General features: G+C 57.8%; 9 protein-coding genes. 2 read left to right on the top strand and 7 right to left on the bottom strand.

Translation table 11 applies throughout. The features are described 5' to 3' along the window. Positions 1 to 43 precede the first annotated feature (43 nt). Complete coding sequence (locus BXP70_RS19045; RefSeq protein ID WP_086595705.1) at positions 44 to 3,124, top strand: glycoside hydrolase family 2 protein; 3,081 nt, start codon at positions 44 to 46, stop codon at positions 3,122 to 3,124. 252 nt (positions 3,125 to 3,376) lie between these two features. On the opposite strand, the gene BXP70_RS19050 is transcribed toward BXP70_RS19045, so the two are convergent. The 7 genes from BXP70_RS19050 to BXP70_RS19080 form a co-directional block, all read right to left on the bottom strand. Continuing rightward, positions 3,377 to 4,807, bottom strand: coding sequence for a SusD/RagB family nutrient-binding outer membrane lipoprotein (locus tag BXP70_RS19050; protein ID WP_086595706.1), 1,431 nt, complete (start codon positions 4,805 to 4,807; stop codon positions 3,377 to 3,379). A 23-nt stretch (positions 4,808 to 4,830) separates the two neighbouring features. Beyond that, complete coding sequence (locus BXP70_RS19055; protein ID WP_245849685.1) at positions 4,831 to 7,980, bottom strand: SusC/RagA family TonB-linked outer membrane protein; 3,150 nt, start codon at positions 7,978 to 7,980, stop codon at positions 4,831 to 4,833. Between the two features lie 225 nt (positions 7,981 to 8,205). Further along, on the bottom strand, positions 8,206 to 9,090 hold the full coding sequence (locus BXP70_RS19060; RefSeq protein WP_086595708.1) for an MBL fold metallo-hydrolase: 885 nt from the start codon (positions 9,088 to 9,090) through the stop codon (positions 8,206 to 8,208). A 248-nt stretch (positions 9,091 to 9,338) separates the two neighbouring features. Beyond that, positions 9,339 to 10,805 (bottom strand): MFS transporter, encoded by a 1,467-nt coding sequence (locus tag BXP70_RS19065; protein WP_086595709.1) that lies wholly within the window; start codon positions 10,803 to 10,805, stop codon positions 9,339 to 9,341. A gap of 70 nt (positions 10,806 to 10,875) precedes the next feature. After that, positions 10,876 to 11,634, bottom strand: coding sequence for a glucose 1-dehydrogenase (locus BXP70_RS19070; RefSeq protein ID WP_086595710.1), 759 nt, complete (start codon positions 11,632 to 11,634; stop codon positions 10,876 to 10,878). 33 nt (positions 11,635 to 11,667) lie between these two features. Continuing rightward, positions 11,668 to 12,408, bottom strand: a complete 741-nt coding sequence (locus BXP70_RS19075) for an SDR family oxidoreductase (protein ID WP_086595711.1) — start codon at positions 12,406 to 12,408, stop codon at positions 11,668 to 11,670. 139 nt (positions 12,409 to 12,547) lie between these two features. Continuing rightward, complete coding sequence (locus BXP70_RS19080) at positions 12,548 to 13,138, bottom strand: TetR/AcrR family transcriptional regulator (RefSeq protein WP_086595712.1); 591 nt, start codon at positions 13,136 to 13,138, stop codon at positions 12,548 to 12,550. A gap of 254 nt (positions 13,139 to 13,392) precedes the next feature. On the opposite strand from BXP70_RS19080, the gene BXP70_RS19085 reads away from it, so the two are divergent. Next, positions 13,393 to 14,280, top strand: a complete 888-nt coding sequence (locus tag BXP70_RS19085) for a ThuA domain-containing protein (RefSeq protein WP_086595713.1) — start codon at positions 13,393 to 13,395, stop codon at positions 14,278 to 14,280. The last annotated feature ends 76 nt before the right edge of the window (positions 14,281 to 14,356 follow it).

Consider the following 14,356-nt stretch of genomic DNA (forward strand, 5'->3'; position numbering starts at 1 on the left):
ATGTAAGTAGTATTAGTACAATATTTTACGCCGCTTTGCTTCTATGTTCAGAGTTCGTCTTTCTCACCTGCTGACGCTAACTAGCTTTTGCTTACTTAGCGTACTGGCCCAAGCGCAATCCGGCAGTGGCCGCGTGGTGCAGGATTTGTCCCAGCAGGAGTGGCGGCTGTGGCTCGACCCCGCCGCGCCCTGGGTGCACGACCGCCTCTACGCCCCGCCCGTGAACCTAGCGAAGCTGCCCATAAATTCCCCGACCGGCGGCTGGGCGGCCTTGCAAAATACCTCTGCCCAGGTAGTGCACTTGCCCGCCACGGTGGAGCAGTACTTCTGGGGGCAAAACGGCAATGCGTTTGGGTTGAGTGGCAACTACCTAGGAGTATCGTGGTTTAGCACGAAGCTGGCGGTTCCCGCGACCATGCAGGGCAAGCGGGTGACGCTGCGCTTCGAGAGCGTGCGGCTACGGGCGGAAGTGTTTGTTAATCAGCAGCTCGTTGGCTACGACTTAGTCAACAGCACGCCGTTTGAAATCGACATCAGCAAGTTTGTACGCTACGGCCAAGACAACGCGGTGGCCGTGCGCATCACCGACCCCAACGGCAACTTCGACTGGCGCGACTCGCAGACCTTTATGTGGGGCAACTACCGGATTCAGCCCACGCACGGCTTTGGTGGCATCACGGGTAAGGTCGAGCTGGTCGCCACTGATCCGGTATACGTGCAGGATGTGTTCGTGAAAAACAAACCTAGGCTCGATGAGGTGGAGGTGCAGGTAACCACCGACAACCAAAGCCCGCAACCAACCAGCGGCACCCTGCACCTAGAAGTAAAAGAGCTCAGCGGCGCCCAACGAACCGTATTTGCGCAAGATTACTCGCAAACGCAAGTGCCCGCTGGCCAAAGCCTGAAAACCATGACAGTGCGGGTGAAAAATGCCGCGCTCTGGAGTATCGAACGTCCTAATCTATACGTGCTAACCGCTACCTGGAAGGGCGCCGACCGCACCCAGGACCGCTACCAGCAGCGGTTTGGCTTTCGTTGGTTTGAAGTGCGCGACGTGGCTGGCGGCGACCGGCAGTTTTTCCTAAACGGCAAACGCATCGTACTGCGCACGTCTATTTCCTGGGGATTTTGGCCCGTGAACGGCATCATGCCCTCCGACGCGCTGGCCCGCAAGCAGGTAGAAACGGCGAAGGCCTTGGGGCTGAACATGCTCAACTTCCACCGCACCATTGGCCAAACCAACGTGCTCGACTACGCCGACGAGCTAGGGTTGCTCTACTTTGAGGAACCGGGCGGCAATCAGTACCCCGCCAACGGCTTTAACCCCACCGATTCGCTCGGCAAGCAGCAGGCCGATTTCTATTTTGCGGCCCGCACGGAGAAGGTGATGCGCATGATTCGGCGCGACCGAAACCACCCGTCCCTGGTCATCTACAACCTGCACAACGAGCGGGGCGCGCCGCCCCAAGCTAAGGACAGTGCCGAAATGTGCGCGGCTCACCAGCTCGACCCCACGCGCCTGCTGACCTATAACTCCTCCAACGGCGACCCGACGCTCAAGCCCAATCCTAGGTTCAAGCTGCACCTGCGGCCCTACGACAACACGTTTCGCGCCTACGGCTGGTTCGACCAGCACCACGCGGGCGGCCCCGGCGTGTACCACGACAACCTGTATAGCGGCCCCAAAAAGTATCTGCGCTACACCGACCATCAAGACGAAATCATCTACTACGGCGAGGAGGGCGCCATCGGCACGCCCCCGCGCTTGCAATTGATTCGAGAAGAGATTCTGAAAACCGGCAAAAACATCGGCTGGGAAACGGCTTCTTACCTAGCTTGGTACGACGCCTACGACCAGTTTCTGACCAACACGCCCGGCTTTCGGCAACTCTTCCCAACCGTCGACGCCCTGACGACGGCCATGGGCAACACGGCCTACTACTACCAAGGCCGCGCCATCGAGAATATTCGTCTGAATAACATTGTCGATGGCTACGCCGTGAACGGCTGGGAAAGCATGATGCTGGAAAACCACTCCGGCATCGTGGACAACTACCGCAACCCCAAGGGCGACGTGCAGCTGATTGCCCGCTACAACCGCCCCGTATACGTGGCCGTGAAGCTGACCCGCAAGGTGCTGGGCGTCGGCGACACCTCCCGGGTAGATTTTCACCTCATCAATGAAGTTAATCTGAAAGGCAGCTACCGCCTGCGCGTGCAGGCCACCGACGAGCAGGGGCGCACCGTGCTCAGCAAAACGCTGCCCGTGCGCGTGACGGGCGGCACCCGGTACGGCGAATTGCTGTCGGCGGGCTTGCCCCTGATTCCGGCCAGCGCGGGCTATACCACCGTCAAAGCCGAGCTGCTGCGCGGGAGCAACGTCGTGGCTTCCGGCGACGATAAACTATTCGCCGTGAAGCTGAACGCCGCCGGTTTGCCCGCGGCCGGCATGGTGGCTGACACCAGCGGCGTGCTCGCCAATTACCTGCGGGCGGTGGGCGTGAATTCGTTCAAGGAGTTCAAATTGGGCAGGCCGCGGGGCAAGTATCTGCTGGTGGGCGCCTTCACCCCCCAGCAAACCGGTAATCCCCTTGTGACCGACATTCTGGAATGGGTGAACGAGGGCAACACGCTCATCGTGGTCAATAACATCGACAAATGGGCCACCCACCTAGGTCGGAAAGAGGTGGTAGATTACCGCGGCCTGAAAGAGCTAGGTACATCGTGGTACGGCGGCAACTTCTTCGCGAAAAAGCACCCGCTGTTCACTGGGCTGCCGCCGGCCGGCGTGTTCAACTGGGAGTACCAGTGCTTTGCCACCTACGACCGCAACCGCCTAGGTCTGCGCCTGTTCAACGGCGAAACCGTCGTGGCCTGCGTGTCAGACCACAAGAAGGAGGTGTACTCAGCGCTGAGCATCGTGCCGCACGGCCGGGGCCGTATCGTGCTCTGCGCCCTCGATATTTTCTCCACGCTCCGCGGCGTAAAAGCCACTACCAAAGCCGAAGGCGACGGCGAAAATGCGGCGCTGGCGTCCCTGAATACCTCCGGCAGCAACAAAGCCAACATCGTGGGCCAGCAACTCCTGCTGAATATGCTCCGCTGGGCTGGCGAGCAGCCCTAGCCCACATGGCAAAGCTAGGTTGAAGCCAAGTAAGCCCAGAGCCTTTTGCTAGCGAAGAGATATACGACCAAATAAAAGCCCCCAGCAAACTAGCTTGCTGGGGGCTTTTATTTGGTCGTAGGCGCACAAGTTGCTTTGGCAATGGACCAGCAACCAAGGCACGCTTGGCTAGCTAGCACCTTACTCGGCCTTGTCAGTCAAGGCGTTGCTTGCCGTCAGTTGAAGCTAGGGAGCATAGACTAGCTACGCGCCTTACTTCTCCCACCATACTTTGATATTAATGTTATCGCCCCCCATGGCTTCCACGGCCTTTTGGTAGTTGGCGCCATTACTGATTTGGACTGTGGTAGGATAGCGAAAGCGCACCGGCATCACGCCACCATTGCGTAAGTCCTGGCCTTTGGGCAAGGCGGGCAGTCCGGTACGGCGGTACTCAAACCACTGCTGATAATCGTTGAAAAACAGCGCGTAGTACTTCTGCAGCATAATGCGGGCGAGGGTGCCATCGTACGCCGCCGCCGCGTTCTGAAAGTACGTAGCCGGTAGCGTGGCGCCCCACTGCTCCACAGCGGCTTTTACGCCTTTCTCATAAGCGGTTTTGGCATCGCCCTTGGTAATACCTTGCTGCGCCGCCTCGGCTTTGATGAATTCCACTTCCGCATAAGTCATGATCACGCAAACCATGGGCGCCGTTATTAACGCGACGTTCAGGTTAGAAGGCACGTACTTGAACTGCGCATCACTGCCCGTGTAAGCACTCGGGATGCCTTTATAGCCAATGATGGTTTTGCCATCACTGGCCCGCGCTTGACTAGCAAACTTAGGCAGGCGCGGGTCATTGAGCGTGTTCAGATTCTCCACGAAGAACTCGGCCGCGGCGCGCCCCGTGGTAAAGTCAATGGCACGGCCCCAGGGCGACAAGTTGGGCGCTACGCCCGTGACCTTCAGCAGCGCCGCTTCACTGTTTTGGGTGAAGACGGGGTACTTCGTGGGATTGTTAATGATTTCGGCCAGCTTCGTGGCAGCATTCATCTCCGTGCGCTTCGCTACGCGCAACAAAAGCCTCATATGCAGCGAATTGCAGAACTTCTGCCAGCTGGCTACGTTGTTGCCGTACAGCAGATCCGTGCCGTATGCCATGGACTTAGCCGGGGCGAACAGGCCATTGGCGGTTTCTAGGTCCTCCAGAATCTGCGCATAAATCTCCCGCTGCGAATTAAAAGCTGGATAAAACAAGCCCTCGTCCCCGCGGGCGGCCTCCGTCATGGGCACATCCCCGAAGCAGTCTGTCAGCAGGGAATAGGTCCACGCGTTCAGCGTAAGGGCAATGGCTTGGTAGTTAGGATCTCCCGCTGCCTCGGCCGCCACGCGCATCTCTTTGAGGTTGGCCAGCCAGCGGTAATAGGTCGTCCAAGTGGAGTTGCCGGCACTCTCGCTCACGTCGTAGCGGTGGATGCCCCCGCTGACGCTGGGGTACGGCAGCGACACTTGCATCAGGTCAAAGGTGAAGCCCGCACTGCGGTCGGTGTTAAAGCTAGCCATCTCGTAGAGAATGGGATTTAACAGCGTACCAGGACTTATCTTTTCAATCCGCGTCGGGTCCGTGTTGAGTTCTTCAAACTCATCGGTGCACGAAACCATGCTGCCGCTCAAGGCCAGCAGCAATAAAACTTTCTTAATCATAAGGTTGGAGAGACTAAGCGGGATTAGAAGTTCAGCGTCACGTTCACGCCCATGGTGCGCATCGAGGGCAGCTGACCAATTTCGACGCCGGGCAGCAGGGTCCCCCCGTTCAGGGCGGCCGTCTCGGGGTCAAACATGGGAAAGCGCGTCAGCATGGCCAGGTCGCGGCCGTAGAGGCCAATGGTGGCGCCGGTAAGGGCTTTCGTTCTAGCCAGCAGTTGCTTGGAAAAAGTGAAGTCCAAGCGCATTTCCCGCAGCTTCAGGTAAGAGGCGTCGAAGGAGTTGGATTCCACATTGGCCCGCCGGTAGTAGTCGCCGTAATAGGTAGCCGGAATCACTTGCGTGGTGTTGGGTGCGTAGGTGCCGTCCGCGTTAGCCACCACGCCTTCCCCGATAATGTACCCTTCTTCCCGGCCTTTCAGCGTGTGCTTCAGCTTGCCTTGCTCCGTCATTTTGTGGTGGGTCTGGGAGTAAATGATGCCTCCGTACTGCCCATCAAGCAAAAAGCTGAAGCGGACGTTCTTGTAGGAAAACTCATTTAGGAACCCACCTTTCCACTTCGCATAGGCGTTGCCGATGTACTGAATATCAGCCGGGCGGGCCGGCAGACCGTCTTTGTTGTAAATGATCTGCCCATCGGGGGCCCGCAGAAAACCAAAGCCGTAGAGGTCGCCGGTTGTGCCACCCACTTTGGCAATGATGGTGGCGTTGCCGCCCGCGCCAATCACCTGCTGGTCGTCTACGCCATCGGCCAGCTCAAGCACCTTGTTTTTGTTTCGTGACCAGGTGAGCGTGTTCTTCCAGCGAAAGTTGGCTAGCTCCACGGGAGTGGTGTTCAGCACGACTTCGATCCCGCGGTTGCGTACTGCCCCGGCGTTCAGCACGGCGCGGCTGTAGCCGGTGGTCTGGTCCAGGGGCACGTCCAAGATCTGGTTGCGCGTCACGTTCTGGTACACCGTCACGTCGAGCGCGAGCCGGCCCTGAAACAGAATGTGTTCTAAGCCCGCCTCGTAGCTAGTCGTGATTTCGGGCTTGAAGTTGGCGTTGTGCAAAGTGGTTGGCACTGAGCCCGAGCCAGGAAAGTCGCTCTGCCCGTAGTACTTGCGCGTCCGGTACGGGTCGGTATCGTTGCCGACCTGAGCCGCAGACAAGCGCAGCTTGGAGAGTGAGATCTGGCGCGGCAGAGGCAGCAACTCGCTCAGGATAAAGCTAGAGCTGATAGAAGGATAGAAGAACGAATTGTTCTGCATCGGCAGCGTGCTCGACCAGTCGTTACGGCCCGTCAGGTCCACGAAAATCTTCTCGTCGAAGGCCAACGTGGTGAAAGCGTAGAGGCTGTTGATCTTTTTATTGCTGATGCTGGTCAGCAGCAAGGGGCTGCTGGCGCCGTTGGTCAGCTTATACACGCCCGGAATCACCAGGCCCACCACCGACGCGTCGGTGCTGCGGTAGCGGCGGCTCATGGCATTACCGCCCACCGAGGCTCGCCACTCCAGTTTGCTGCTAAGCTTCTGGTGATAGGTAAGTAGGAAATCGGTATTGGACTCCGAGTTGGCAATGTTCTGCTGCTTGTAGTAGCCGCGTTGGAAGTTGGCCGTGCTGTAAGGGCGACGCTGCTCGCGCTCTTCCTGGCCCATCGTGAGGCCGGAGCGCAGCAGCAGATCGAACTTGGGCGAAATTTGGTAGGTGGCCGCTAGGTTGCCCACCGTATTGCGCGCATCCACGGAGTTGGTCATCTCATAGGCAATCAGGTAAGGATTGTCGATGAAGGAGCTGAACGGGTGGATCTGGTCGAGTTGCTCCTGTCCCTTTTTCCAGATGCCCCGGTACGCGTCCAGACTCACGTTGGGGTTCTGAAAAATCATGAAGTAAGACATCGACTGGTTGTTGTACCCCGTGGCCGGTAAGTTGTCGCTCTTGCGGTTGGTGTACGTCGCTTTCGCCGTGAGCTTGAGCTTCTTGGAAATGTTGTGCTGCACGCTCAGGGCCGCCGCCATGCGCTCGTAGCCCGTGTTGGGCATGATCCACTGGTTCTTGGAGTGGGTAATGGAGGCCCTGGCCGAGCTGGTTTCGTTACCGCCTTCCAACGCGACGCTATTGGTAATCGTGGAGCCAGTGCGCCAGAAACCCTTGATGTTATCCTTGTAGGGCACCCACGGCACAGGGTCGGTAGATTGCGTCTGCGTAGCCGGATCGTACTGGTAGTAGTGCTGGCCGTTGAACCTAGGTCCGAAGGCGCTGCTGGTACCGCCCGTGCCGGCCCCGTCCGGCGAAGCGGCGTAAGAGTAGTAAGGCTCGCCCGCCGCGTTGAAGGAGCGCCCAGTGCCCTGGCCGTATTCATACTGATAGTCCGGCCATTTTAGCACCGTGTTCACGCTGAAGTTACTGTTAACCGACACCCCAATCCCTTTCGTGGCGCGAGCCCCCGACTTGGTGGTGATGATCAGCGCACCATTGGCCGCACGGCTGCCGTAAAGCGCCGTGGCACTGGCCCCCTTCAGCACCGTGATGCTAGCAATATCATCGGGGTTGATGTCGGCAATGCCGTTGCCAAAGTCGACGGGAACGTCGTTGCCCGAACCCGCTCCGTAGGCACTCCCCACGCCGGAGCTGGTCAGGCCGCTGTTCATGGGCACGCCGTCGAGCACGATCAGCGCATTGTTGCCATTGGGGTTCAGGGAATTATCGCCGCGCAGCGAAACCCGCGTCGAATTAACAGGGCCTGAGCCCGACGACAGCAGGTTCAGCCCGGCTACTTTGCCCGACAGCGCCTGGACGAAGTTGTTTGGCCGGGCTTGCACCAAGCTTTCCCCGCTTACCGTCTGCGTGGCATACCCGAGTTCTTTCTGTTCGCGGTTGATGTTCAAGGCCGTCACCACGACCTCGCTGAGTTGCTTGGCATCGGGCACCAAGCGAATGTTCACGGTGGTTTGGGCGCCGACGGGAACTTCCTGGGTAACGAAGCCAATGTAAGTGACCAGCAGCACGGTGTTACTCTTCACCGGCAGGGAGTAGTTGCCACTAGCATCGGTCGACGTGCCCGTCGTGGAGCCTTTGATTACGACAGTTGCCCCCGGCAAGGCCTGGCCCTTCTCATCAGTCACAACTCCTGTTACCGTCGGGGCTTGGGCAAAGGCCGTGTGGCTGAGCAAAACGACCGAAGCAGCCGCCACACAAGGTTTGCTTAAAAAGTTTAAGTAATTGAATGCCATGCATTTGCGTTTTGGTTGTAGCCCGCAAAGCTATTGGCGCAGCATTATGAGAGTGTTACGGTAACACTATGAAACTATTTAGTTTGCGTAGCAGCACTTCTCGTCAAGAGCGCGCAACCCAAGATTGGTAGCAATAAGTAAAATTGTCTTTTGTCTATTGTCAAAAAGAAGCTCGATAAGGTCTACTTATAGTGTGCTAGTAGCTGCGTCAATGGGTTGCCACCGGTAGCCGGTTTTTGCCACCTCAATCCGCCCGATGCCAGGAAACGGCGCATGGGCAGCTGCCAGCCAATAACCTGCCGCGCTAGCTTCGGCTAGGGCCAGCTGCCGCGAGTGGATGGCCTGTGCCGGGTCTACATCGTAAACCAGCGCTATAGTCGGGTCAGCCAGTTGCAGCGGAACGAAGTGAGCAAGGTCGGCGCAGAATACAAGGCGGGTGCCTAGCTCTTCCAAGATATAATACGTGTGGCCAGGCGTATGGCCCGGGCGACCAAGAGTAGCTATGCCTGGTAGCAAAGCGCTACCCGCTGTGAACGGCCGTAGCTTGCCAGCTGCTTGGTAAGGCAATAGCTTACGCCGGGCATTCTCGAAACTGCGCTGGCGGGCGGCCGGGGCCTGTCGCATCTGCGTCTCGCTAAGCCAGTAAGCCGTATCCAATTCGTTAACATATACCACGGCATTCGGAAAAGCTAGGCTCTCGCCGCTTAGCAGCCCGCCGGAGTGGTCGCCGTGGATGTGCGTGAGCAGCACGGCGTCAATCTGGTCGGGCTGGTAGCCAGCCTGCGCCAGGCTAGCAATTAGGTGGCCCGCCGTGCCGCCCATCAAGCCGCCCGCCCCCGTATCCAGCAGGAAGCGTTGCCGACCGTTGTCCAGCAAGTAGGCGTTAATAGAAATAGTAACTGGGTTCGTAAGGCCCGCTGCATCGAGTAGCGGCATTACGGCTTGTACCTCTCGGTCTAGCAGCACTTGGGTTAAATCGACCGTGGTCGTGCCATCAGCTAGGGCAATTATTTGCCAATCATTCAGCGTAAAGTGCTGCCACACAGAAGCAGCTGGAGGAAAAGTGGGCATAGAAGGCTAGTAAACTCCTAGGACAAAACCTCTGAGTGGGAGGCAGCGGCAGCAAAGGCATACCCCGTTGGCTTTGCCACACAAAAAGAACAAAACCATCCAAGTACTCTGCTTAAATCAGAAGTGCACTTGAATGGTTTTCGTTTCTTACTCGCCTGACGTTCGCCGGCGGTCAGTAGTAATATATGAACAGGGATTCAACCATAGTTTTGGAGAAGCGCAGGAGCAGCACGGGTAAGCTATCTAGTTTACTCAAGGGCAGGCGCTGCAGTTTGGGGAGCAGCTGGCTCCGTTTCCGGTAATTGTTCCAGCAACAGCGCCGCAAGCAGCAAGCAGCCCATATCCAGCGCCAAACCATAGCGAAAGGCACGCACGTAGCTTGCGGCCTGCCCGGCGTGCCACAGCGAGAAGAACACGCCTCCAATCATCGTGACGCCAAGCGCCGAGGCTACCTGTTGAAACGTGGCGTACACCCCCGCAGCCCCACCAGCTAGGTAGCCCGGCAGTCCGCGCAGGGCGACGTTCAGCAACGATGGCATGACCAAGCCACTCCCTAGGCCATAGAGTAACAACAGGCCTTTTAAGCCAGTGAGAGAAGCCGCGAAGGTGGGCGCCCAAGCGACTTGTCCGGCCAAGGCAAGCAGCATCAGGAGCAAACCAAACTGCAACAAGCGCCGCCCGAACCGGGCGATGTAACGAATAGAGAGATACGACGAAAGCAGAAATCCACCGCCGAAAAAAACGAAGGTGGTGCCCGCGGCTTGTGCCTTCACCGCCAGCCCACTTTGCAAATACACCGTGCTAATCAGCAGAAAGGAGTTGTGCACGCTAAAAAAGAAAACGAGCGTGCCCAAACCTAGGTTAAAAGAAGGGTAACGAAATAACCCCACGTCGAGCAGCGGATTGCCGCCCTGCCGCCGCAACGCACCTTGCTGCCGCCAAAACCAGCTCATCAGCCCGACCCCAACCAGCATCATACCTAGGCTCCACGTCGGCCAGCCTAGCTCGCGCCCCACGCTCAGTGGGTAGAGCAGAGCCCCTAGGCCCGTCGTGAGCAACACCACACCGCCCACATCGAAGCGCTGGCCTTGGTTGCGGGCGGTTTCCGGCAACAGGCGCAGCGCCGCACCGATGGCTACTAGCCCAATGGGTAGGTTGACCAGAAACGTAAGCCGCCAGCCCGCTACGCCCCATTCGGTGCTGACTAAGTAGCCGCCCAACAGTTGCCCTAGCATCGAGGCCAGGCCCAGCGTGATGCCGTAGTAGCCAAATGCCCGGTTACGCGCCTCCGACTCGGCAAAACTTACCTGGATGAGCGCAATAGTCTGCGGCAGCATGGCCGCCGCGCTCACGCCCTGCAGAAAGCGGTAGCCAATGAGTTGCCCAATGCTAGGCGCCACCCCACACAGGCAGGAAGTGAGCGTAAACAGGGCTAGCCCCAGAATAAACAATCGGCGCCGGCCGTATTGGTCGCCGGCTCGGCCGCCGGTGATCAGAAAGGAAGAAAAGCCTAGCAGATACCCCGCAATAACCAGCTCTAAGTCGGCGCCAGTAGCGCCTAGATCGGAGCGGATAGCCGGAATTGCCATGTTCACAATGAACACATCGAGCACGGAGAGCAGCGGCGCCGTCAGAATTACCAGGAGCAGTCCCCACGGGTGAGCGGGGGCAACCGATGTGCGGCGGTCGATAAAGGAATGTGGGTTCTGCTTCATACTTCCTGGTTACTTGAAAGCCCCGCCGCTGCGTCTGGCTGAGCGTTGCCCGCCGACATGATAAATCCGCTTATATCTGCGCTACTCCCCCATCCACGAACAACTCAATACCAGCAATGTAGCTGCTGTCGTCGGAGGCCAGGAACACCACGGCTTTGCCGATTTCGTCGGGGTCGCCTAGGCGGCCCAACGGCACCTGGCTAGCTAGCGATTCAAAAATTTGGGCCGTTTGCTCGGGCGTCTGGCCAAACGCGCTCAGGCCGGGCGTGTTAATGGAGCCGGGGCTCACGGCATTGACGCGGATTTTGCGGTCCTTCAGCTCGGCCGTCCAGGTGCGGGCAAACGAGCGGATGGCCGCCTTGGTGGCGCTGTAGACGCTCAAGTTGGCTGGCCCTTGCGAGCCCACGGTGGAAGAGGTAAGGATAACAGCGCCCCCGTCGCGCAGGAGGGGTAGGGCTTTCTGCACCGTAAAGAACGTACCCTTCACGTTGATATCGAAGTGCTTATCGAAGTGCGCTTCCGTGGCATCGGCGAGCGGCGCCAAGTCCGCGACCCCGGCGTTAGCAAATACGATGTCGAGGTATCCTTTTTGCTCTTTAATTGCGGCAAAGAGATGATCAAGGTCGCTTAAGCTAGCCACGTCGCCCCGAATACCGCTGGCATTTGCACCTAGCTCCTGCACAGCGGCTTCTAGCTCAGCCGGTCGCCGGCCGGTGATAAAGACGTAAGCACCCTCAGCGACGAAACGCTTCGCGGTAGCTAGGCCAATGCCCAGCGTACCGCCCGTAATCAAAGCCACTTTGCCGGCTAACTTCTGTGCGTTTTCCATTGATGATGTATGGTCTTATCCTAAGTTAGCAACCTAGCCTTGGTTCATGGCCGCAAAGGCCTCGGCTGGGGAAGCGCGGTGAAACTCGTATAGCTGAGCGGTTTGGCCAACCATAATTTCCTGCACATCCTGCTCAAGGCCCGCGACTAGCTCCGTGGCTACCTGCTGCGGCGGAATACCATTCTCCCCCCCTATTTCGGTTGAAAAGTCGGTGTTTACCAACGGCGGCAACAGCTCAAATACTTTCACCTTCGTTGTTTTGGCCAGGGTGTGGCGTAGCGCCTGGGTGTAGGAGCGCAAGGCTGCTTTGCTGGCCGAATAAGTGGGGATGGAAGCGCTCGGCGCAAACACCACAATCGACGTCACATTCACGATGGTCGCCTCGGGCTGGCGGCTCAGCAGGGGTAGCAACTGCTCGGTTAGCCGGATGACGGCCAGATAATTAGTGGTGATTTCCTCGCCGGCTTTGGTGAAAGCGTCGGCTCCGGTCGCTAGTTGGTAAGCATAGGCCTGGCCGGCGTTGTTGATGAGCACGCTCAAGTCGCTGAACTCGGCTTCGAGCCGGCTTACCAACGAAGCGACGGACGCCGCATCGGTCAGGTCGGAAGCAATGGCCGTCACCCCGGGCAGCTGCGCTAGGGCCTGCTGCAAGCGCACCTCGCTGCGGCCGGTGATGATGAGACGGTTGCCTTTCTCGAGCAGGAGTTGCGCCGTGGCTAGGCCGATGCCGGAGCCGCCCCCGGTGATGAGGATGGTTTTATTGGAAATGTTCATGGTGGTTGAAAAAAAGGTGAAGGGTAAAATGAATAAAAAAGACTTTTTAGTCTATTTTTAGAGACAATTTTGGCTGCCCAGAGGCCAATACTTTAATTTAATAAAAGACCAAATGGTCTATTTTCAAAGCTAAAAAAGCCTACTCGAGCGAGTAGGATTCTAGCTCATCCTTAAGCGTTTTGACTAGCCGGTGCATAGGCTGGCTGCTGGCGAGCACCCGGCAAATGACGGTAGCGCCCTCCACCGCGGAGAACATTTTAAAGGCAAAATCCGCGGCATTCAGGCGCGGTGCCAACTCTCCCTGGGCAATGCCTTCTTGCAGAATGGCAACGAACCTCTCCTGGGCCGCCTCCAACACGGCCCCTACCTTTTGCTTCACGGCGGGGTTGTTGTCGTCGGCCTCCACGGCCAGGTTGAAGATGGGGCAACCGCCCACCACAGTCGTATCCAGCGGGTTTTTGCAATAGTCGAGGTAGGCGAAGATGCGGCCTTTGGCCGATGTCGCGTGGCTCATGGCTTCCTGGATGCGGCCCGTAATCTTAGCCAGCAGGAAGTCGGCCGTTTGGGCCGAAAGGTCGTCTTTGTTCTCGAAGTGGCTGTATAAGCAGCCTTTCGCGACTTTAGCCGCCTGCAACACGTCATCAATGGTTGTGCCCGCAATACCCTTTTGGTTGAATAAAGGGGCTGCTTGCTCGATGATGGTTTGCTTGGTTCGCTCGGCTTTGCGCATGACGGTGGCGGGATGACGATGCAAATATAGACCAAAAAGTCTTTTTTTAAGAAATTACTAGCACAATATTTTTCGGTCTTTCAGTAGCCCATTAGGTTCTACTGCTTAGCCTTCGGCTAACGAATCCTGACTGGTGATTGGAAAACGCAACGAAGCTAAAAGCGCTACTTTGCCATCTTGGAAAAAAGCTTTTTATTCTAACGGCCTCACCCTCGGCGAAGGGCAGAGGCTGCTTCTCTTTACGTTGAAGTTGCATGCAAACAGGTGAAAAGGCTCGGGAGAATCCTCTTGCGTTCAAGCGCTCGGCGGGCAGCTGGTGGGCTGGTGGGTGGAGGAAGTGGCTGGCGCTGGGCCTAGGTTTGGCTAGCCTAGGAGGGCGAGCACCAAGCCGCCAGCCGGATTTTCAAGTCATTGCTTTCTTCACGGGGAAACACGATTTGGCCCACATCAGCTTTGTGCGCGAGGCCAACCAATGGTTTCCCCGCATGGCGGCGCAGCACCATTTCACCTACGATACCACGTCTAACTGGCAGAATATGAATGCCGAGTTCTTGAAGCGCTACCAAGTGGTGGTGTTTTTGGATACGCGGCCGGAAACGGCAGCGCAGCGGGCAGCTTTTCAGCAATACATGGAGCGCGGTGGGGCGTGGCTGGGCTTTCACTTCGCGGCGTTTGCTCTCTCGCCCTCCACCTACGCGCAGAATTGGGACTGGTACCACGAACGATTTCTGGGGTCCGGGCAGTACGTAGGCAATACTTGGCGGCCCACCGCGGCCGTGCTGCAAGTAGCTGACCAGCACCACCCAACTACCCGGCACCTGCCGGCCACTTTCACCTCGGCCCCCAATGAATGGTATAAATGGGAACATGACCTGCGTCAAAACCCCGACATCGACGTGCTGCTGGCCATCGACCCGAGCAGCTTTCCGCTCGGCACTGGCCCCAAGCCTCACGAAATCTGGCACGCGGGCTACTACCCGGTAGCCTGGACCAACCGGCGCTACCGCATGGTATACGCCAACATGGGTCACAACGACATGGACTACGAGCACGGCACCAACCAGTCCTTATCAGCCACGTTCAGCAGCCCGGCACAGAGCCGATTTATCCTCAATAGTTTGCGGTGGCTAGGCCGGCATTAATGGCGTGCTATGAGTGGGCCATTTCAATAGACATCTAAAAAACTTAAAACAAATTAACCTACCTACAGATAGGTAG

This window comes from Hymenobacter crusticola (genome assembly GCF_002154225.1).
Lineage (GTDB): Bacteria > Bacteroidota > Bacteroidia > Cytophagales > Hymenobacteraceae > Hymenobacter > Hymenobacter crusticola.